Source organism: Pedobacter nutrimenti, from assembly GCF_032678445.1.
In the GTDB taxonomy this organism is placed as follows: Bacteria; Bacteroidota; Bacteroidia; order Sphingobacteriales; family Sphingobacteriaceae; genus Pedobacter; species Pedobacter nutrimenti_A.
The window spans coordinates 280,934-302,324 of record NZ_JAVTSQ010000005.1 but is presented as its reverse complement, the minus strand read 5'-3'; the positions used below and the strand labels follow the sequence as shown (position 1 = coordinate 302,324).

General features: G+C 42.7%; 18 protein-coding genes. 12 read left to right on the top strand and 6 right to left on the bottom strand.

Translation table 11 applies throughout. The features are described 5' to 3' along the window. Window positions 1-15 precede the first annotated feature (15 nt). From R2S08_RS10895 to R2S08_RS10880, 4 genes are all read left to right on the top strand, one after another. Window positions 16-2,367 carry a GAF domain-containing protein gene (locus R2S08_RS10895; RefSeq protein WP_316835208.1) on the top strand — a complete coding sequence of 784 codons (2,352 nt, stop codon included), beginning with the start codon at window positions 16-18 and terminating at the stop codon, window positions 2,365-2,367. Window positions 2,368-2,378: 11 nt separating this feature from the next. Beyond that, on the top strand, window positions 2,379-4,964 hold the full coding sequence (locus tag R2S08_RS10890; protein ID WP_316835207.1) for a BamA/TamA family outer membrane protein: 2,586 nt from the start codon (window positions 2,379-2,381) through the stop codon (window positions 4,962-4,964). 77 nt (window positions 4,965-5,041) lie between these two features. Further along, a complete protein-coding gene (locus tag R2S08_RS10885; protein WP_316835206.1) occupies window positions 5,042-6,316 on the top strand; it encodes an NAD(P)/FAD-dependent oxidoreductase in 1,275 nt (424 codons plus the stop codon). 62 nt (window positions 6,317-6,378) lie between these two features. Further along, window positions 6,379-6,822 (top strand): nuclear transport factor 2 family protein, encoded by a 444-nt coding sequence (locus R2S08_RS10880; RefSeq protein WP_316835205.1) that lies wholly within the window; start codon window positions 6,379-6,381, stop codon window positions 6,820-6,822. 213 nt (window positions 6,823-7,035) lie between these two features. On the opposite strand, the gene R2S08_RS10875 is transcribed toward R2S08_RS10880, so the two are convergent. The 6 genes from R2S08_RS10875 to R2S08_RS10850 all read right to left on the bottom strand — a co-directional run bounded on the left by R2S08_RS10875 (window position 7,036) and on the right by R2S08_RS10850 (window position 11,704). Next, window positions 7,036-7,428, bottom strand: coding sequence for a helix-turn-helix transcriptional regulator (locus R2S08_RS10875; protein WP_316835204.1), 393 nt, complete (start codon window positions 7,426-7,428; stop codon window positions 7,036-7,038). Further along, window positions 7,425-7,622, bottom strand: a complete 198-nt coding sequence (locus R2S08_RS10870; protein WP_316835203.1) for a type II toxin-antitoxin system HicA family toxin — start codon at window positions 7,620-7,622, stop codon at window positions 7,425-7,427. The genes R2S08_RS10875 and R2S08_RS10870 overlap by 4 nt, the downstream gene beginning before the upstream one ends. A 389-nt stretch (window positions 7,623-8,011) precedes the next feature. Then, on the bottom strand, window positions 8,012-9,289 hold the full coding sequence (locus R2S08_RS10865; RefSeq protein ID WP_316835202.1) for a M56 family metallopeptidase: 1,278 nt from the start codon (window positions 9,287-9,289) through the stop codon (window positions 8,012-8,014). Then, the gene (locus R2S08_RS10860) at window positions 9,286-9,660 is read right to left on the bottom strand and encodes a BlaI/MecI/CopY family transcriptional regulator (RefSeq protein WP_316835201.1); all 375 of its coding nucleotides are present in this window, start codon (window positions 9,658-9,660) and stop codon (window positions 9,286-9,288) included. Before R2S08_RS10860 ends, R2S08_RS10865 begins: the two co-directional genes overlap by 4 nt. Before the next feature lie 301 nt (window positions 9,661-9,961). Beyond that, window positions 9,962-10,597 (bottom strand): DUF6266 family protein, encoded by a 636-nt coding sequence (locus R2S08_RS10855; RefSeq protein WP_316835200.1) that lies wholly within the window; start codon window positions 10,595-10,597, stop codon window positions 9,962-9,964. Between the two features lie 525 nt (window positions 10,598-11,122). Beyond that, complete coding sequence (locus R2S08_RS10850) at window positions 11,123-11,704, bottom strand: YceI family protein (protein ID WP_133780593.1); 582 nt, start codon at window positions 11,702-11,704, stop codon at window positions 11,123-11,125. Window positions 11,705-11,959: 255 nt separating this feature from the next. Here R2S08_RS10850 and R2S08_RS10845 point away from each other — a divergent pair, with 255 nt between their 5' ends. The 8 genes from R2S08_RS10845 (at window position 11,960) to R2S08_RS10810 (ending at window position 21,379) form a co-directional block, all read left to right on the top strand. After that, window positions 11,960-13,522, top strand: coding sequence for a DUF4350 domain-containing protein (locus R2S08_RS10845; protein ID WP_316835199.1), 1,563 nt, complete (start codon window positions 11,960-11,962; stop codon window positions 13,520-13,522). A 117-nt stretch (window positions 13,523-13,639) separates the two neighbouring features. Further along, window positions 13,640-15,091, top strand: coding sequence for a tagaturonate reductase (locus R2S08_RS10840; protein WP_316835198.1), 1,452 nt, complete (start codon window positions 13,640-13,642; stop codon window positions 15,089-15,091). A 92-nt stretch (window positions 15,092-15,183) separates the two neighbouring features. Beyond that, window positions 15,184-16,023: a 5-dehydro-4-deoxy-D-glucuronate isomerase gene (kduI, locus tag R2S08_RS10835; RefSeq protein WP_316835197.1), complete on the top strand. Its 840-nt coding sequence runs from the start codon at window positions 15,184-15,186 to the stop codon at window positions 16,021-16,023. Further along, entirely contained in the window at window positions 16,023-16,838 is an 816-nt protein-coding gene (locus R2S08_RS10830) for an SDR family oxidoreductase (RefSeq protein WP_199075501.1), read from the top strand. Before kduI ends, R2S08_RS10830 begins: the two co-directional genes overlap by 1 nt. A gap of 26 nt (window positions 16,839-16,864) precedes the next feature. Continuing rightward, entirely contained in the window at window positions 16,865-18,265 is a 1,401-nt protein-coding gene (uxaC, locus tag R2S08_RS10825; protein ID WP_316835196.1) for a glucuronate isomerase, read from the top strand. 1 nt (window position 18,266) lies between these two features. Beyond that, a complete protein-coding gene (locus R2S08_RS10820) occupies window positions 18,267-19,295 on the top strand; it encodes a sugar kinase (RefSeq protein WP_316835195.1) in 1,029 nt (342 codons plus the stop codon). A gap of 17 nt (window positions 19,296-19,312) precedes the next feature. Further along, a complete protein-coding gene (locus R2S08_RS10815; protein WP_316835194.1) occupies window positions 19,313-19,972 on the top strand; it encodes a bifunctional 4-hydroxy-2-oxoglutarate aldolase/2-dehydro-3-deoxy-phosphogluconate aldolase in 660 nt (219 codons plus the stop codon). A gap of 33 nt (window positions 19,973-20,005) precedes the next feature. Continuing rightward, entirely contained in the window at window positions 20,006-21,379 is a 1,374-nt protein-coding gene (locus R2S08_RS10810; RefSeq protein WP_316835193.1) for an MFS transporter, read from the top strand. Window positions 21,380-21,391 lie beyond the last annotated feature (12 nt).

Below are 21,391 nucleotides of genomic sequence, written 5' to 3'. Positions count from 1 at the left end.
TTAAATATAAAGACAATGCAGGCAATTACGCTAGATCTTAATCAGTCCAGATATGGGGTTTCCAACGAGACAGGGGCCCGTATAGCATTTTCGCTGGGGCCTTTTATTGATTATGTGATCAAAAAAACACAAACGGAAGGTACTGCGAAGGTGGCCTTCTATCATTATATGCTGGATAAGCTAAAGGATCGGCCTGAATTGAGAAAGCCCATTGAGGCAGAAGATGCAGGGAAATATACAGATCTGTTTGAACTGATATATACGGCTTCGTCTCCATTGCTTTCCGACGAAAAAGGACAACTCTGGGCATTAAGCAGACCAGTTTCGCCTTGCTTTTATTTTGGTACAGATACTTTTTACAATGTACTTCTGGACCAGCGTACGGGCAAGATAAAAGAAGGAATGAAATTGCCCGATGCGGAAGATATGAAGATCAGCATCATGACCACATTTTATAACCTGGTGCTGGCCAAATTCTATGATCTGACTTTAACCTCAGGGCAATTTACCATTAAATCTATTCAGGACCCGGAAACCAAACTGCTGAAATACTACCGGCTGGACGTGGATACCCGTTTTTTGGATATACAGTTTGACGGTGAACTTCCCGATCTGAAGTTAGAGAACCTGAAAGACCGGATACTGGAAGACAGCACCAGTCTGAATATCCTCCAGGAATTACTTCCCCCGCGTAAATTCAGCATAGAGGGGATGTCGATTGTGCACCTGACAGATGTTACCGGAGAGTATGCGCTGGAATCCATCAAAAATATCATCATTGAACACAATGAATGCCAGGTTGGAGCCCATGGAGACGGTATTTCCATTGCGCTAAAAACACTGGTAGGCTGTGATCAGATTCAATTTGGCTTATTGCCTTACGTACAACTCAATGGAAAGGTTGTCATGAACAGGGAGTCTGGCTTTGATAGCATCATTGCAAAACTTTCCAATGAAGATGAAGACAACCGGATCATTTATCAAAATCTGGTAGATGAGTACCTTAAAAATCCAAGGATGCTCATCTTTCCCGAAATTACCGAAGGTGAACTGATGAGTTATCCAATCCTGAAACTGCTGCACGACCATGGGATCAGGTCCTATGCACTATTTCCATTGAATTACAACGGCAAAATTGTAGGCTGTCTGGAAGTATATGCCAGTGATGCTGAAATCTTTAAGAGCAGTACCCTATCACAGCTGGAAAGTGCCTTGCCATTGCTCTCTCAATTGCTTCAAAATCTGATTGTAGATTTTAACCATGAGGTATCCAGTATCATTACCGATAAATTTACTTCTTTACAGCCTTCTGTACAATGGAGGTTTCAGGAAGCTGCTTTTAATTATCTCCTGTCGGGAGGTTGTGAGCGGAGCCTGCCTATTGAACCGATCTATTTTGAAAAGGTGCAGCCTTTGTATGCTGCAGTTGATATTAAAGATTCCAGTATTAAGAGGAACAAGGCGATCCGGGAAGATCTTTACATTAGTTTTGAAGTATTGGAAACCCTGTTGCTGGGGATAAAAAAACACAGTCATCTGGAACTCACCGAAGGTATACCCAACCAGGAGGCCATTTGGAATTACAGTGAATTTGATGAGCTCTCGGACCGGGAAGTACTTAAAATAGAAGACTACCTGATGCGGCAGCTCCCCTTATATCTGGAACAACTCAGAAGCACCCATCCGGAGCTTTCTGGAATTGTGAATGACTATTTTGAAGCGACCCGGGAAAAAGACAGCATGTATAAGAACCGTGTGCTCTACGAAAAAAGCATGCAAAAGATCAATAGGGCGGTCACGACAAAACTGGAGGAGTTCAATGCAGAGATCCAGTCCATTTATCCCTGCTATTTTGAGAAATTCAGGACCGATGGCGTGGAATACGATATTTATGTGGGGCAGTCTATAACGCCTTTTATTCCTATGCCCGAAGATTTGCTCTTTACCTTTAGGTTCAAGCAATTGGAAAATATGGCCAATATTGCCAAAGCTACCCATGCGCTGATTCCTAAACTCGATATTTATATGCAAACCACGCACCTGATTTTTGTTTATGAAAAACTGATTGACATCAGCTTCAGAACAGATGAACAAAGATTTGATGTAGAGGGGAGTTACAATATCCGCTATCAGATGGTTAAAAAGAGAATAGACAAGGCACATATTAAACACTCCACCGAAAGAGTAACCCAACCCGGTAAAATCGCCATCATTTATTTTAACAGCTGGGAAGCCCAGGAATACCTCGGATACATTAAAAAGTTGCAGCAGCAAAAGTTGCTGGAAGAGCATATAGAATATATAGAAATAGAAGAACTACAGGGCGTAGAGGGACTGAAAGCCCTCAGGGTTGGCGTAATCGTATAAAAAGAAACGGAATGGGAATAAGATTTTTACATAAAGGATACTTTGGATTATTACTTTCAGCAGTGGGTTTTTCTTCTGCGGGTTATGCCCAGGTAAAAGCCCCCGGTGACTCCATTACCGTTGCCATTGCACCGGAATATGACCAGGTGAGCGGCACCCACAGGTTTTTTCTGGGTGAAAACTACCGCAAGCTTTGGGCTACCCCGGTGAAGATGCGTGTACTTAACCTGGAAAAGGAACGTGGCGGCTTAACCATTGTTAAACTGGGTGGAGGAAATCAAACACGTTCCCTGCAATTTAAAGATGCATCCGGCAGGCTTTGGGCTTTGAGAACCATACAGAAATACCCAGAGAGAGGCTTGCCTGAAAATCTCCGGCCCACGATAGCCAAGAATATTGTACAGGACCAGGTTTCTACCGGACACCCCTTTGGGGCACTGGTGGTCCCACCACTGGCCGAAGCACTGCATATTCCTCATGCCCTTCCCGAGATTGTCTATGTAGGAGATGATCCGGGCTTAATGGAATACCGTAAAGATTTTGCAAACGCAGCCTATCTTTTTGAAGAGAGAGATCCTGCCGAAGCCGAAAAAACTGATAAGACAGAAAAAGTACAGCGTAAGCTGCAGGAGGATAATGATAAAACCACAGATCAGTTGCTCACCTTAAGGGCCAGGCTACTTGATTTTATCGTCGGCGACTGGGACCGGCACGAAGACAACTGGCGCTGGCTGCCCAAAAAAAATGACGACGGAACGCTGTACGAACCCATACCACGCGACCGGGATAAGGTTTTCTACCGCACTTCTGGTGTCTTTCCATGGATACTTTCCCACCAGTGGCTCAAATCAAATTTACAGCCCTACAGCGAGAACATCCGCGACATCAATGGCTGGAATTTTAATGCCAGATACTTTGACCGCTATTTTTTGAATGAACTCAATGAAAAAGACTGGAAAGAAGAAGTTAAATATGTACAGAAAACCATTACTCCGCAATTGGTAGACAGCGCCATCAAATTGATGCCGGCCATTATTGTTGCTGAAAACGGAGAAGAGCTGAAGCGCGCGCTGAACGGAAGGGTGCATAATCTGGAAAAAATAGCCTTGGATTATTATCATTTCTTAGCGGAGTATGTAGAAATTCCAGCCTCTGATAAAAGAGAGCGATTCGAGATTCAACATAAGAAAGACGGGCAAGTGGAACTGACGGTCAGGAATATAAAAAAAGACGGAAGCATTGGACGGAAACTCTACAAACGCACTTTTAAACAAGAACAAACCAAAGAAATACGGATTTACGGCTTTGGAGGGAACGATGTGTTTGCCGTAAATGGAGATCAGAAATCCAATATTACGGTCAGAATGATCGGAGGAGATGGTGTAGATCAGTTTGAAATCGCACCAGAAGTAAAAAACAGAAGCCATTTATATATTTATGACCGTTTGGATGGGGGGAATACCCTACCTTCTTCTTCACAAGCCAAACTCCGGCTTTCCAATGATTCTACCGTAAACCAATACGATAAAAACAGTTTCGTTTTCAATCGTTTTGGACCATTGTTCCGGGTCAACTACAGTATTGATCAGGGTTTGCAGATCGGCGCAGGCCTGGTGTATGAAAAGCAAGGGTTCAGGAAAGCACCTTATGCCTTTAAACATGAATTTTGGGCCACTTATACCACCGGAAGATCTTCCTTTATCTTAAACTATTCGGGAGATTTTAAAGAAGCCATTGGTAAAAATGACCTTAGAATAGACGCAAACCTGCTTGGTCCCCATAACCTGAGCAATTTCTTTGGACTGGGCAATGAAACCCAATTCATCAATGAAGGCGATAAAGAAATGCCTTACTACCGGAACAGGTATGAATACCTTACAGCTGATGTAAAGCTGGCCAGAAACCTTCAAAAGAACCTGAACATAGAGGGAGGGCTGTCTACGGAATACTATACCAGCACCAGAAGTTCTAATGATAACCGTTTTTTACAGGATTTTGATGCCCTGCATCCAGAAGAACAAGTCTTCTCGGACCGTTTTTATGCTGGGGTAATGGGTAATCTGGTCTATGACACCCGTGATAACATAGCCATTCCGACTAAAGGAATGTATTGGAAAACGGGACTTTCTTTTAAAAAGGAAGTGAATGGAGCACACGATAGTTACGGTAAAATTCAAACAGAATTCAGGTATTATTTCCGTCCCGGACGCTCGGGCGTGGTGATTGCCAACCGCATTGGAGGTGGTACCACTTTTGGTGATCCGGCTTTTTTCCAGCAAATGCAGCTGGGAGGGATGCGCAGCCTGAGAGGTTTCCACAGCAACCGGTTTACCGGCAGAACTATGGCCTATCATAACCTCGACCTGCGGGTAAAGCTGTTTAATTTTACCTCTTATATTGTGCCGGGTTCTGTGGGGCTTATCGCATTTAATGACATAGGAAGGGTCTGGTCGCCGGGTGAAGATTCTAAAAAATGGCATGACGGATACGGAGGCGGGCTTTATGTGGTTCCAGCCGAATTGTTCCTGATACAGGCGGCTGTTGGCTTCTCCAATGAGGGTGCATTGACCTATATATCTATAGGCTTTAATTTTTAATGACGAATAAAAGACGAATGTAATAAACTAAATAATCCTGTTTGCGTTTTTACTAAAAGAATCCTGACCCACAACATATGCAGAAACACATTGTGATCATTGGCGGCGGTTTTGCCGGAATCAACCTGGCGAAAGCATTAGGTAAGCATAAAAGCTATAAAGTAACGCTGGTTGATAAAAATAACTACAATTTCTTTCCCCCGCTGATTTACCAGGTGGCGACCGGTTTCCTGGAACCCTCGAGCATCAGTTATCCGTTCCGGAAACTTTTTGCCGGAAAAGAGAACCTGCACTTTAGGATGGGCAGATTGGAAAAAGTGGTGCCAGAAGAGAACAAGATCGTTCTGCATAATGGTGAACTGCCTTATGATGAACTGGTGTTTGCAACCGGGGCGGAAACGAATTATTTCGGCAACGAAAATATCAAACGGAATGCCATCCCGATGAAGACCTTGTCAGATGCCATTAACATGCGCAATACTTTGTTGATGCGGATGGAACAGGCATCCATATGCAGTGATCCGGAAGAAATTCGCAAGTTGCTCACCCTGGTGATTGCAGGTGGAGGACCAACCGGCGTTGAGATCTCGGGTATGTTTGCAGAAATGAAACAAGGTATATTGCGTAAAGATTACCCGGAACTGCATGGTAAGGCCGGGGGAATTTACCTGGTAGACGGGGGCAAATGCGTACTTTCTCCGATGAGTGAAAGTTCACAGAAAGATACTGCCATTGCGCTTAAAAAGATGGGAGTGGAATTGATCATGAACATGCACGTAGACGATTTTGTAAACGATACGGTCGTGCTTTCGGATGGAAATTCCATCAGCTCTAAAAACCTGATCTGGGCAGCCGGGGTTACTGCAAGGGTTTTTGAAGGTATTCCAGCAGCATGCTATGGACGGGGGAAAAGACTGCTGGTGGATGAGTTCAGTAAAGTCAAAGGAACAGCAAACATCTATGCCATTGGGGATGCTTGTCTGCAGTCTGGAGATGCACATTTTCCGGAAGGTCACCCGCAGGTTGCGCAAGTGGCTATACAACAAGGTAAGCGGCTGGCGGCCAATTTTAAATTATGGGCGGAAGGCAAACCAGGTAAAGCTTTTGCTTACGTGGATAAAGGAAGTATGGCCATCATCGGAAGTAACAAAGCTGTGGTAGACCTGACTTTTCCGAAAATGCATTTAAAAGGTTTTCTGGCCTGGCTGGCCTGGCTCTTTATCCACCTGATGTCGCTGATCACCTATAGGAACCGCGCCAGGACCTTCTGGAACTGGATGATTGCTTATTTCTCGAAAGACCAGTCGCTCCGCATGATCATCCGGCCGGCAGAAGAGGAGCACATTACCTGAGAAATATATATTTGTGCTTTTAGCAAATAAATATACATTTGAAGGATCCAAATTGATATTGTATGAAGAAAATGTTTTTATGCCTGTTGTTTGTAACTGCGGGGTTTATGACCATTAAAGCTCAGGATATGGCTTCTAAAGAGGAAACTGCAGTTGCTGCAGTGGTAGAGAAACTCAGGCTGGCCATGATCAGTGGAAACAAGGCTGATCTGGAAAGTACGCTGGCTAAAGAAGTAACCTATGGGCACTCTGGAGGCAATATGCAAACACGGGCAGAATTCGTTGACGCCATTACCACTAAAAAATCAGATTTTAAAACCATAGAACTCAGCAAGCAGTCTATCACTGTGCAGGGTCAGGTTGCCATTGTACGGCATGTATTAAATGCAGATACCAATGATGGAAATGTACCGGGACATGTTCGGCTAGGCGTGGTATTGGTTTTTAAGAAAGAGAAAAATGACTGGAAGCTTATCGCCAGGAGATCTTTCAAAGTAACGGAATAACTTATTAGATGTTTTTGTTTTTGGAGCAGAAAAAGGGTTTTAAGGTAGAGTATTTATTGTCGAAAATTCTGTACAACTGCTTCAAGACTGACGATATCAGGCGGGCTGAAGGGCCCGCAGATCTCTGAGGTCTTTCCGCAGTGTACGAGAATTTTCGGTAGCAAAATGCAGAGGAGGGGGCAGACCGGGCTGGGTGGAGGTACCGAGTTCTGCCTAGAGGAGAAACTGGATAGCGGTTAATTCCTTTCCTAACCTATGTACGCCGCTAAGTATACGTTTAATCTGGTTTCCAGATGGCTTTTTGCTGCCATTAATATATTGAGCCAGTAAGCTTTGGTTCATTCCTATACGCTCGCTTAATGCTTTAGCATTAATTACTTTATAGAATTCGAAAAAACTTGCTAAATCTGGTTTTAAGGTAATGTCCTCTATACTAAATGAGATGTTTTGCGATTCATATGCCAGATTTAAAGCTTCTAATATATTGGTCTTTAGCTCATCCATATCTTCTGCCTCAGTTCCAATAAACCCTTCTTTTGTAATAAGATGAGCGCTAAAGCCAGTACCTTCTTTGATAACGGTCATTGTTATTTTTGGTTTCTTCATCTTTTATTGGTTACTATATCTGCTTGTTTTAAAATACCGTTCAGTAAACCCTTTTTTACTTCTTTACTTCCATGATTTGGAACAATCAACAGGCCAGTTTTTGAAGAATGTTGCATGATTACGTGACTTCCTTTTTGCCTGATTTCATACCAGCCATCTTTTTGTAGCAATCTGAAGAGTTCATTGTACTTCATGATTGTAGATGTAAAAGTAATATATTTATTACTATTATGGAACTAATATTGGTTTCCGGAGCAGATGTTATTGTGTTTTTTGACATCAACATATGAATAAAATTAATTTAATTGATTTATTTAGTAATCTTTGATTAATTAATTATTTCAAATGTATGTAGTTGAATCTTCTTTATTTCTATTATTAGAGAAATAAAATTCCAGGAGGAATGATTATGGCTATGCAGATTGGTTTAGGGTAAAGCATTTATAGTCGAAAATTCTGTACAGCTGCTTCAAGACTGACGATATCAGGCGGGCTGAAGGGCCCGCAGATCTCTGAGGTCTTTCCGCAGTGTACGAGAATTTTCGGTAGCAATTGCAGAGGGTGGGAGGTGACTGGGCTGGCGCTATAAACTCTTCTGGCCTTCAGCCACTTTAGGTTCAAGAGCTGGTTTCTGAGTATTTTTTGCAGGTCGAATTTCTATTGTCTTCTGCGCATTTTCTGCAACTGTAATTTCAGCGCCTTGAATTTTTATTGCCTTTTGAGGATCATTAGACGATATTCTATAGCCCTGAACCCGCTTCAGTTCCAGAGTAGGTTTCTGAGCATTTTCTGCAGCTGAAATTTCTACACCTTGAATTTTCTGTACTTTTTGAGGATTTGCAGATGATGTTTTATATCCGGTAACTGTTTTTGGTTTAAGATGGTGCTTTTTTATTTTCTTTGCGGCAGCTGGTTCAGCGGGTGGGGGTGGCGGTGCTATTTTTTTAGGTGATTTTTTCTTCGTGGTATCTTGTGGTAAAGTTTTAATGGCCATTTCCTTTTTAGGGTACAAGTCTACAAGGCCATAATCTTTTGTAAAAGCCATGCTTGAGGTGCAAAGCATCCCAGAAACAACCGGAAGTACGAGCAGCAATCTGAGCCTGGCCCATTTTGCAGATTTTTTTTGATTTAACATATGGATTCTTCTTTTTAAAATGGATGAATTAAATATTTGGTTGGCAAGTGTTAATGATTGGTTGTCATAAGAATTGAGTATCAGGAACATGGCGTAATCGTATTTTTCTATGCCTCTTTTCGTGGTCTCTTCATCTGCAAGGTATTCATGGATTAGTTTTACATCGTTCTTCAAAAAATAGCTTATCGGATTAAACCAGCTGGAAATTTGAATCAGTTCGAACAGCAGCACATCAAAACTGTGTTTTTGATTAATGTGCGCCATTTCATGTTTTAAAATCGTATCTTTTTGAGGTAAGGCGGGATCGATGAACAATAAATTAAAAAAAGAAAAGGCTGTCTTGGTATTTTCTAATTCGATTATTGTGATGCCATTTTCAATTCTTTTGGCGGGTTTTTTAAGTAAGTATAGGATATGTCTAAAGCCAAAAATTACTTTTGATAGAAATATCAAGGAGACTAAGCTGTACATGAATAAACAAATATTTTCCGTGTTTAACAGAGGTGTTTCTTGTTGTACCTGATATGCTGGTGTATCAATTAAAACAAGTCCTTTAGTTAAAAAGCCTAATTGTAAAAATGGAAGTATGAAGGCAGTTAAAGAGGCGAATACCAAGTAATATCTGTTCAACGCATAAAAGGTTTCTTTATGCAGGAACAATCTGTAAAACCCATAGAATAAACTTAGGTACAGATTGGCTTCGAGTAAATAATACAGCCAGTTCATCTTTTATCTTTTTTAAGTTTTTCTGCCAGTTCAATGATTTCATTTAATTCGTCAGTGCTCATTTTTTTGTCTTTCACCAAAAAAGAAACTAAACTTTCATAGGAGTTTTCAAAATAGTTGCTGATGACCTTGTTTAATGCAAATCGTTTATAATCAGATTCTTTTATTAGAGGGAAGTAGATATAGGTATTGCCAATTGCTTTATGATCAACAAAACCCTTTCCTTCCAAAACCCTGATCACCGTCGACACTGTATTATAGGCGGGTTTGGGTTCATTCATTTTTTCGATGATATCTTTGACCAATGCTTCCTCCATTTCCCAAAGGATGAGCATAATTTGTTCTTCTGCTTTTGTGAGTTCTTTTATCATTTGAACTATTTTTGTAGTTTGGTTGAATGAAGTTACAACTATTTTTATAGTTTGCAAACTATTTTTATAGTAGTTTACTTAAGTTATTGTTAATCAGGTTATTTGTTTGTTGTATGGACTTTGTTCTAAGGAAAGGATAGCGCATTTATAGTCGAAAATTCTGTACAGCTGCTTCAAGACTGACGATATCAGGCGGGCTGAAGGGCCCGCAGATCTCTGAGGTCTTTCCGCAGTGTACGAGAATTTTCGGTAGCAAAATGCAGAGGAGGGGGCAGACCGGGCTGCTGGGTGCGGATTTTGATCATGTAATGACCAGGGAGCCTAGATAAATGCTGTCTGACTGGCGTTGTCTGTCTGCAGAGTTAAAAGCGGCATAGATTTCCAGGGTCTTTCCTGTAGAACCGGCCAGGATTTCGAGTTCATCACTGCCGTCGGACCGGAAACGCCCGGTGGTTGTGAAACGGGCCTGCGCATCTGCCACGTCATAGGCCAATAACATTACCTGGTCTTTAGGGCTGGTATCTGGAAGATGTTCCGGGTTCCAGGTAAATTTTAGTGTTTTGGGTGTCTCCTGAATAACGGCCATATTCTCCGAATTGGACAGGGTTCCCATACTGACTTTCATCAAGCCTGGATCGATATGAATGTCATTATTATCCACTATAAGGGCATTCTTGGAGATGTAAGATTTTGCCCCATAATAACCTTCCAGTTTCTTATTTTCGTTCTTAAAGCTCTTATTTACGAAATTTTTGATGGGTTTAAGCCAGGCTTGTGTGCGTTTGAATTTCTCCTGATTAAGCAATTCTGCCTTACTGAACTTTACCTTCCGGTCGGGACGACTTTTCATATAATCTATACCCCTCCAGGAGCTTCCGATCACTGTTCCAACTTTTCCGGATACGGGACCATTCATCCCTTTTTTTAATCTTCCCATTCTTTCTACAGGTTTAGTTTGTATTTGGTTGATAACTAATATAATACAAGTTATTGGCAAATAAAAATTAAACAAATAATATATAAGGAATAAATAAGGGCTAAAGAGGGAGTTTATCCCTGTTCTGTCCCTGTTTGGTCCCTGTTTAATCCCTGTTTGATCCCTGTTTATATTAAGCCAGTTAGTAATTTGGACCGGACCTGAATGTATGTAGATGTAGACTCGTTTTTTTTCGATTTTAATTTGTTGCTTTTCCAGCCTGATTATGGGTTGAGGAGTGGTCAACCGGAGATTTATACCGGAACTCAAGCTATGGACCCAGAAAAAAAGAAGGATGAAGGGAGAAGGCCTTTTAAGGTTTGCGGGCTTTTTCTGCCCGCCTAAGCTTAAGCAGCCTTCGAGCTCATCCTTCTTTTTTTATAAGATTAATAGGACGATGTATAATAAACTGTAAAACCATAAGCCCGTAAAACAAAAAAGCGGAAAGGCCTCAACCTTTCCGCTCTATATAAGAGATATTAAAAATTAGTTTTTTACAAATTCAGTATTCGCGTTCAGCGTAACTTCATCGCTTAACATGGCATTTGGAAATTTAGCGCCGAATCCAAAATCAGATCTTTTAATGGTACCAGAAACTTTGAAACCAGCAGTTGCTTTTTTAGACATTGGGTTAGTTGTTACACCTCTCAAAGTCGCATCTAAAGTTACCGCTTTAGTTACACCATGTAAAGTCAGGTTACCAGCAACTTTATATTTGTTGCCACCAACTTTTTTAACTGAAGTACTTTTGAAAGTCAATTTAGGGAATTTGGCAGCATCAAAGAAGTCAGCACCTTTTAAATGCTCATCTCTTTTATCATTGTCTGTGTTTACAGAGTTTACATCAGCACTCAATACCACAACTGCATCAGAAAAATCCGGTTTAGCAGAAGTAATGGTAGATTCGAAGTTTTTGAATGAACCTTCCACATCAGTGATCATTAAGTGGGTAACCACAAATCCAATCTTAGAGTGTGCTGTATCTGCAGTCCAGGTTGAATCCGCAACAGGTTTGAAAGCAAATAGAGCAGTAGTTAAAACTGCAACAAGTAAGAATACTTTTTTCATAATTTTAAATTTGTTTTTTTATTTTAATTAGGCTTGCACCATCTTATTCTTCTTATTTAGAGATAAGCTTTTGCAGGACTCATTTTAATTATTTCGATACAAAGGGACACAAATGTATAGATAATGGCATTGACCTATGTTAAGAAATCAAAAAATCTCTCAAACGATTGCGTATTTATTTGCCCCGATTTTTTTTTATACCTGCATAAAACTGTGTAGACTTGCTAACAGACCAAGTATTTAACTGTTAAAAACATGCGTAAAAAGAGTCGCTGCCTTCTGATATTAAGCTTATGTAATTTGCTGGTGGTTCTCCTTGCCAATTCACTGTATGCCCAGACGTCTGAAGAACAGGAGAAACAGGCTGTGGCTATTCTGGAAAATACCAAAAATCCGGGCCAAATTGAACTGTCAGGTATAGAAGGTGTATGGAGCAGGACTGCAAAAGGAATATACTATAAATATTTGCAGCAGACTGCAGATGCGGTATTGAACAAGGAAGGTGAGATACAAGGCTATACCATAGCAGATTTTCAGGATGCCCGTTATGGCCAGTTGTTTCTATTGCTTTATAAGGTCAGCGGACAGCAAAAATATTACAAGGCTGCGACCAGGATCTGGAGTAGTTATCAAGAACAGAAAAGTACAGCAAAAGCTCATTATACAGATCAGGCACTTGTATTTATATTGAAATATGCAGCATTGGTCCAGGATAAAATCACGCTGGAAGAAACAGCTTTCGAATTGTTGAAACGTGGAAGGCAAAGCTCAAAAGAAGAGGCAGCTTACGCCGTTGCATTGGTTGATGTGGTGGAGAACCTGCCTTCAGGATCTGCCTTGTACCGGTCATTTACAACCGAACTGCAGCGTAGGGCTATTCTGACAGAACAAAATCAAGCTGCCGGAAAATCAGTAGTTGTGAAAACGGAAAACAGTGATCTTCTTGCCTATTCGCTGGCAAAAGCAGTTCGTTTGGGATATATCAAACCGGCATATCTTAAAACGGCGCGTAAAGCCTATAGAGGGAAGTTATTACCCGCCCTGAATGAAATGCTGCTGGCCTCGCTGCCTAAGCCAGGTCTGGGTAAAACGGTATTGCTGGATTCTTATTTCAACAATGAAATAAAAAAAGACCAAAGCGGACATGAAATGTCCTGGCATTACAAATGGGAGGAACTGGCCAATGGTGGTTTTTCGATGTGGGGCACACAGTTCAATAACGCTGGGTTTAAAACATCAACTTTATATGCCGCACCTACTGCAGAAAATCTGAAAAAGGCTTCCGCTTATATTATTGTGGATCCCGATACAGAAAAGGAAACTAAAGATCCGAAGTATATTTTGCCGAAACATATTCAATCGATTACCGATTGGGTGAAAGCGGGTGGTGTACTGGTCTTGATGGCCAATGATACAGGTAACGTGGAACTAGAACATTTTAACCACCTGGCCAGGGCTTTTGGAGTGCAGTTTAACCTGGACAGTAAAGGGCGGGTGATCAATAATAATTATCCCCAGGGGGAGATTCGTGTTGCGGCAGGTAATCCTGTGTTGAAAAAAGCCAGGCAGTTGTATATCAAGGAATACAGTAGTTTGAAACTACAGGCGCCTGCAAGGTCTGTGTTGAAGGACAAGGACAAGGATGATGTGATGGCCGTATCGAAATTAGGGAAGGGAAGTGTGTTCATTATTGGTGATCCCTGGTTGTATAATGAGTATGTAGACGGCAGGAAATTACCTGCGGCTTATGATAATTTTACAGCGGGTGCCGATTTGGTGAACTGGATTGCTGAACAATTAGCGGTTAGAAAAAGATAAGATGAAAGAGGGCTTTTTACGGTAACGTTTGCGGAAATAATTTGGTCCGGACAGGGGGGATTGTTTCCAATTATTATGTAGAATTGTTTGTGATCAAATGAATGTAGTGTATTAAAAATGATCTTATCAAAGGAGAATTTAAAGAATGTGGGTACATCAAAGGTGATTGTACCAGAGGTTTCGGTGTTTAATCTTCCGGAAAAAGTTCTGCAGTTTGGAACGGGTGTCCTGCTGCGCGGGCTGCCGGATTATTTTATAGACAAGGCCAACAGAAAAGGGTATTTTAATGGTCGTGTGGTGGTGGTTAAATCTACTCCGGGAGCTACAACTGAATTTGATACACAGGATAACTTGTATACGCTTTGTATCCGGGGAATTGAGCATGGGGAGATTGTAGAAGAGAATGTGATTTCTTCTGCCATTAGCCGTGTGATTTCGGCTGAACAAGATTGGGGAGCCATTTTGGAGGTAGCCCGTAATCCGGAACTGCAGGTGATTGTTTCCAACACAACCGAGGTTGGAATTGTGCTGGTTCGGGAAAGTATAGCGGAGCATCCGCCGGTTTCTTTTCCGGCAAAGTTGCTGGCCGTGCTTTTGGAGCGCTACAAGGCCTTTAATGGAAGTGCGGAAGCGGGTGTTGTGGTGATTGCGACAGAACTGATCCCGGATAACGGGAAGAAACTGGAAGCTATCGTGATGGAGCTTGCCGATCATAATCAATTGGAGCAATCTTTTAAAGACTGGTTGGCTGGAGAAGTAAGTTTTTGTAATTCTCTGGTGGACAGGATTGTGCCTGGAAAGCCGGATCAGAAAACTTTAGAGGGGCTGGAAAGTGAGCTGGGGTATCAGGACCACTTGTTGTCTATGGTTGAACCTTACCGGTTATGGGCCATTGAGGGCGATGAAAAAGTAGCGTCGAAACTCCAGTTCCGCCTGGCGGATGAAGGCGTGATCGTTGCAAAAGACATAGAACGTTTCAGAGAACTGAAGGTGCGTTTGTTAAATGGTACGCATACTTTGAGCTGCGGAATTGCGGTTTTGGCAGGAATTGACACCGTGAAGAACGGGATGAAAGAGGAGTTGCTGAAGAATTATATTACTGAACTGATGCAGAACGAAATTGCACCAGCTATTCCTTATAAAATTGCTTTGGAAGAATCCCTGGCCTTTTCTAGAGTCGTGCTGGATCGTTTTGCTAATCCTTATATTGAGCATTTGTGGAAAAGCATTACCTTGCAGTATTCCATGAAACTGAAAATCAGGATCTTACCGGTTTTGGCCAATTATTATACACTGAACGCTCAGGTACCGCCGCATATTGCCTTTGGTTTTGCTGCTTTTCTGCAGTATATGAAATCGGCAGGGAATGATGATCAGGCGGCTTATTTTACCAATCAACTGGAATCTTTATCTGAAAAGGCTTATGCTGAAGGGGTATTGAGGGATACTGCTTTTTGGGGAACAGACTTGAGTCAGTTACCTGGTTTCATTGCAGCGGTGGGCAATTATTATGACCTGATTACCGAGAATGGGATCCAGGTGGCTTTATCTGCTTTCAAGAACCTATGATGCTGTTCAGTACAGAGAGGAGGATTTTATCTCCTGGAAAAAGAGGGGTATCTTTATAAATGAATGATTAAAAGATTAAAATTGATATACAGATGGAGGATATAAAAGTATTACATGCGGTACATCCGGATGATTTTAAATCATACGGTACGGAAAAGATCAGGGAACGCTTTTTACTGGCTGACCTGAAGGCAGAAAACAAAGTGAATTTTGTGTATACGCATTATGACCGGATGATGGTTGGTTTGGCATATCCGGTTACTGAAGGTGTTGAATTGGGCAACTATGCTCATCTTCGTTCGGAGTATTTTCTGGAAAGAAGGGAACTTGGGGTTATTAATGTTGGTGGTGCAGGCCGTATCGAGGCGGATGGGCTAAGTTATAACCTGGATAAACTTGATGCCCTTTACCTAGGCAAAGGCACCGGAAAGGTACGCTTTGAGAGTATTGATGCAGCCAATCCGGCCGTGTATTATTTATTGTCTACACCGGCACATAAAACTTATGAAACGACTTTGCTGGCCAGGGCAGATGCTTTTTCGGCAGTATTGGGCAGTTTGGATACGGCTAACGAAAGAAGGATTATCCGTTATATTCATAAAGACGGTATTCAGAGTTGCCAATTGGTGATGGGCTTAACCATTCTGGCCAATGGCAGTGTATGGAATACCATGCCTGCGCATGTACATGACCGGAGAATGGAAGCTTATTTCTATTTTGATGTAGAAGAAGATCAGCGGGTATTGCACCTGATGGGCGAACCTCAGGAGACCCGGCATATTTTAATGGCGAATCATCAGGCGGTGGTGTCTCCGCCATGGAGTATCCATTCGGGAAGTGGTACAAAAAATTACAGTTTTATTTGGGGTATGGGTGGTGAAAACCTGGATTATGCGGATATGGACCCTGTTGCAATTCAAGATATACGTTAATGGACAATTCATTTTCTTTAAAAGATAAGGTCATTGTAGTGACCGGCGGTACCGGAATTTTAGGCGGTGCTTTTGTAAATGCGGTGGTAGAAGCGGGTGCTTCTGTAGGTATTCTGGGCAGAAATGCTCAGGTGGCACAGGAACGTGCCGATGCGATCAATGCTGCGGGTGGGCAGGCCATAGCCCTGGTTGCCGATGTGATGAATGAAAAGGAGCTGAAGGCAGCGAAGGCCCTGGTACTGGAAAGGTTTGGCAAGATAGACGGCCTGGTCAATGCGGCCGGCGGTAATCAGCCTGAAGGCGTTTTGGCGCCTGAGCAGGATATTTTTGATATGGACCTGGCCGGGATGAAAAAGGTAATGGACCTGAACCTTTGGGGAACGATTATTCCTACGCAGATTTTTGGGGAGGCTATTGCAGCTACAGGTAAAGGAAGTATTGTGAATATTTCTTCTATGAATTCCAAAAGGGCGATTACAAAAGTATTGGGTTACAATATGGGGAAAGCTGGAGTAGATTACTACAACCAGTGGTTTGCAGTGGAGATGGCCAACAGGTATGGCGATAAAATCAGAATGAATGCGATTGCACCTGGTTTTTTCCTGACAGAACAGAACCGTAACTTATTAACTAAACCTGAGGGTGGGTATACGGACCGTGGTGGTTTGGTGATTAAACAAACACCTTTTAAACGTTTCGGTGATCCGGATGAATTGAAAGGCGCTTTGGTTTGGCTGTTGAGTGATGCTTCTAAATTTGTAACTGGGGCAATGATTTGTGTGGATGGTGGCTTCTCTGTTTTTGGAGGTGTTTAATAGCGATCTTAAAAAGGAAGAACCACGTGAAAAAATTTATAGACGAGAACTTTTTATTACGGAATAAGACGGCCCAGGCATTGTATCATGACTTTGCCAAAGACATGCCGGTGATTGATTACCATTGCCATCTTCCGCCAGATCAGATTGCGGAAGACCGTAATTTTGAAAATCTGACGCAGGTTTGGTTGTACGGCGATCATTATAAGTGGCGGGCCATGAGGGCCAATGGAATTGCAGAGGAGTATATTACAGGAAACAAGAGCGATTGGGAGAAGTTTGAGAAATGGGCGGAAACGGTGCCTTATACCCTGCGCAATCCTTTGTATCAATGGACGCACCTGGAACTTCAGCGTTATTTTGATGTATACGATATCCTTTCTCCGGCAACGGCGAAAAAGATCTACAATGAATGTACAGCTAAACTGCAGACGCCAGAGTATTCTGTAAAGAACCTGCTGCGTAAAATGAAGGTGTCTGTTGTGGCAACCACTGATGATCCGGTGGATGATCTGGCTTATCACAAACAGTTGAAGGCAGATGGTTTTGAAATTAAGATTTTGCCTGCTTTCCGTCCGGATAAAGCCATGAATGTTGATGATCTGCCCGCTTTGGTGAGCTATATTGGCCAGCTGGAACAGGTTTGCGGTTTGACTATAACGGATTTTAATACGTATCTGGGTGCTTTAAAAAGCAGGCATGATTATTTTGCTGCCCAGGGCTGTACCATTTCTGACCATGGCTTGGAGCAGATGTACGCTGAAGCCTATACGGATGAGGAGATCACCCTTATTTTTGACCTGATCGTTGGTGGTAAGACTTTGGACGAACAACAGGTTCTTCAGTTTAAATCGGCCATGCTGTATCATTTTGCGGTATGGGATAAGGAGAAAAACTGGGTACAGCAATACCATCTTGGTGCTTTGAGGAATAACAATTCGCGTTTACTGGGGGCACTTGGTCCGGATACAGGCTGGGATTCTATCGGAGATTTTCAGCAGGGGCCTGCCTTGTCGAAGTTCTTAAACCGACTGGATTCTGGTGATCAGCTGGCTAAAACCATTTTGTACAACCTGAACCCTGCAGATAACGAGCTGATGGCGACCATGATTGGGAATTTTAACGATGGTTCTGTCGCGGGTAAGGTTCAGTTTGGATCTGCCTGGTGGTTCCTGGATCAGAAAGATGGGATGATCCGTCAGATCAATGCCTTGTCTAATATGGGATTGCTGAGCCGTTTTATTGGTATGCTGACGGATTCAAGAAGTTTCCTTTCTTATCCGAGACATGAATATTTCAGAAGGCTGCTGTGTAATTTGCTGGGTGAGGATGTTGAAAATGGGGAATTACCAGAAGATATGGACTGGCTGGGTAAAGTAGTTAAAGATATTTGCTATTTTAACGCAAAAAACTACTTCAATTTTTAGTATGAGAAAGATTCTGAACTTTGGTGAACTGCTGTTGCGCATCTGTCCGGACGTAGAAGGAAACTGGCTGAAGGATAATGTTCTGCCTTTCTATGTGGGCGGGGCGGAGCTGAATGTGGCCACGGCCCTGGCTTTATGGGAACTGCCTTCGGCTTATCTCACCGCTTTGCCCGAAAACTCCTTGAGTGAACAATTGGTGGGTTATGTGCAGGGGCTTGGAATTGATACAAGCCCGATTCAATACCATGGGGAAAGGGTTGGATTGTATTACCTCCATAAGGGGAAGGATATGAAAAATGCCGGAGTGATCTATGACAGGGCGCATTCTTCTTTTGCCACCTTGCCGGTTGGCCAGGTGAACTGGGATGAGGTGCTGTCTGGTGTAACCTGGTTTCATTTTAGTGCCATTTGCCCGGCTTTAAGCCAAACAACTGCAGATCTTTGTGAAGAGGTTCTAAAAGAAGCGTCTGCCAGGAATATAAAAATTTCTATCGATTTGAACTATAGGGCTAAGCTTTGGAAATATGGTAAGGAGCCTGTAGAAGTATTGCCTGGACTGGTGAAATATTGTGATGTGGTAATGGGGAATGTCTGGGCGGCCGAAAAAATGCTGGGTATCCCGGTTAATGAGGGGGTAGTGGAAGCAGATCAGAAAGCGATATACCTGCTGCAATCGGAACAGAGTTCAAAAGCAATCATGGCGGCTTATCCTGCATGTAAAGCGGTAGCGAATACCTTTCGTTTTGATGCGGGTGCGGGGGTCAGGTATTACAGCACCTTATTTAGCGAGGGGTCGTTAAAGGTATCGAAAGAATATTTTGCGGAACAGATTGTGGATAAGGTGGGGAGTGGTGACTGCTACATGGCAGGTTTAATTCGTGGATTTTTCCTGGATAAGCCTGCGCAGGAGGTCCTGGACTTCGCTACGGCTGCAGCATTTTCTAAGTTGTTTATAGAGAGTGATGCGACCAGCCTTAAGCCTGCAGAGATTGAAGAAAAAGTGAAAATGTATGAACTGGTCGTTTCATGACCAATAATGAAATAGAGATGAAAACTAAAGAAAGTTCTTTAAAAGCCATTACAGATCAGGGATTGTTGCCGCTGTTCTTTTATGAAAATGCTGAGGTGAGCCTGGACGTAATCCGGACGCTCTATCGTTCTGGTATTCGTGTCCTGGAATATACAAACAGAGGTAAAGAGGCCCTGGAAAATTTCCGTTTTCTGATTCCTGCTGTAGAGAAAGAAATGCCCGATTTGCACCTGGGAATTGGAACCATAAAAACAACAGCAGAAGCAAAGGCTTTTCTGGAGGCAGGTGCTCATTTTCTGGTTTGTCCGGTGGTGGATCCGGAAGTCGGTCAACTGGCGCATGATGCCGGATTGCTATGGGTTCCGGGCTGCTTTTCTCCAACGGAGATCAATGTGGCTTATCAGCATAAAGCGGGCCTGATCAAGCTTTTCCCTGCCAATTTGCTGGGGCCGTCTTACCTGGTTTCAGTGAAGGAGCTTTTTCCGGGACAGTTGTTTATTCCAACCGGGGGTGTAGAAATTGAAGAGGGAAATATGACCAAATGGTTTAAATCCGGCGTTTGTGCAGTGGGGATGGGAAGTAAACTGATCAGCCGGGAGATCCTGGAAAATAAAAATTACGAGCAGCTGGCTGAATTGACTAAAAAGACATTAGACATGGTCCAACAAACGAGATAACGAGAAAAAGACAATCAACCTAAACCAAATATAATGAACGATACTAAAATGAGCCGCTACCGTTGGACGATCTGTGCCCTGTTGTTTTTTGCAACTACGGTAAACTATCTTGACAGACAGGTTCTCAGCCTGCTGCATACCAAGCTGGAAGCGGAATTTAACTGGACAAATACCGATTATGCCAATATCACCGCGGCCTTTCAGCTGGTCTATGCCGTTTCTATGCTTTTTGCGGGAAGGATTGTAGACAGGTTGGGTACAAAGTGGGGCTATGCTGTAGCTTTAATTGTTTGGTCTTTGGGGGCTATTTTACATGCTAAAGCTATTCCTGTTGGGCATGGTTTGGTATCGCTGCTGGGAATCATTGGTATTTCGGGTGTTTCTGTTTCTGTTCTGGGCTTTATTTTTTCAAGGGCTGTTCTGGGTTTCGGAGAGTCTGGAAACTTTCCGGCGGCGATTAAAGCAACTGCAGAATATTTTCCTAAAAAGGAGCGTTCCCTGGCTACGGGGATCTTCAATTCGGGTGCTAATGTCGGGGCTATTCTGGCGCCGCTTACCGTGCCCTGGATTGCGCACAACTGGGGTTGGGAATCGGCCTTTTTGGTGATTGGTGCAGTTGGCTTTTTATGGCTCATCTTCTGGTTCATCTTTTACGAAAAACCGGAAAAGCAAAAGCGCTTGTCTAAGGCCGAGCTGGAGTATATTCTTTGTGATCCGGATGCGGATACAATTGTCCCTTCTGCTTCTGAAGCGGATGCGGAAAAGGTTTCCTGGTTTAAATTGTTGAAATACAAACAAACCTGGGCATTTACTTTCGGTAAGTTTATGACCGATGGGGTGTGGTGGTTCTTTTTATTCTGGCTGCCGTCTTACTTGAAGGTGCAGTATGGGATGGATGATACAGCCATTATGATCCCTTTAGCGGTGTTGTACAGCATGACGATGATTGGAAGTATTGGCGGTGGCTGGTTCCCGATGTATTTTATGAAGAAAGGCTATGCGCCTTATGACGGACGGATGAAAGCGATGTTTATTATCGCCTTGTTTCCATTGCTGGTGCTGCTTGCCCAGCCACTGGGACATATCAGTGTGTGGCTTCCGGTGGTGTTGATCGGGATTGGCGCTTCGGCACATCAGGCCTGGTCTGCAAATATTTTTACAACGGTTTCAGATATGTTCCCTAAAAAATCTGTGGGTTCTGTGATTGGAATTGGTGGTATGGCTGGTGGTTTGGGCGGTGTATTTATGTCTAAACTGGGGGGTGGTCTGTTTGATTATTATAAGGGACTTGGTCATATTCAGACCGGCTATACCATTATGTTTGCGATTTGTGCCCTGGCTTACCTGGTGGCCTGGATCGTTATGAAATCTTTAGTGCCTAAGTACAGACCAATTACGAATTTATAGCCTAATCATTTA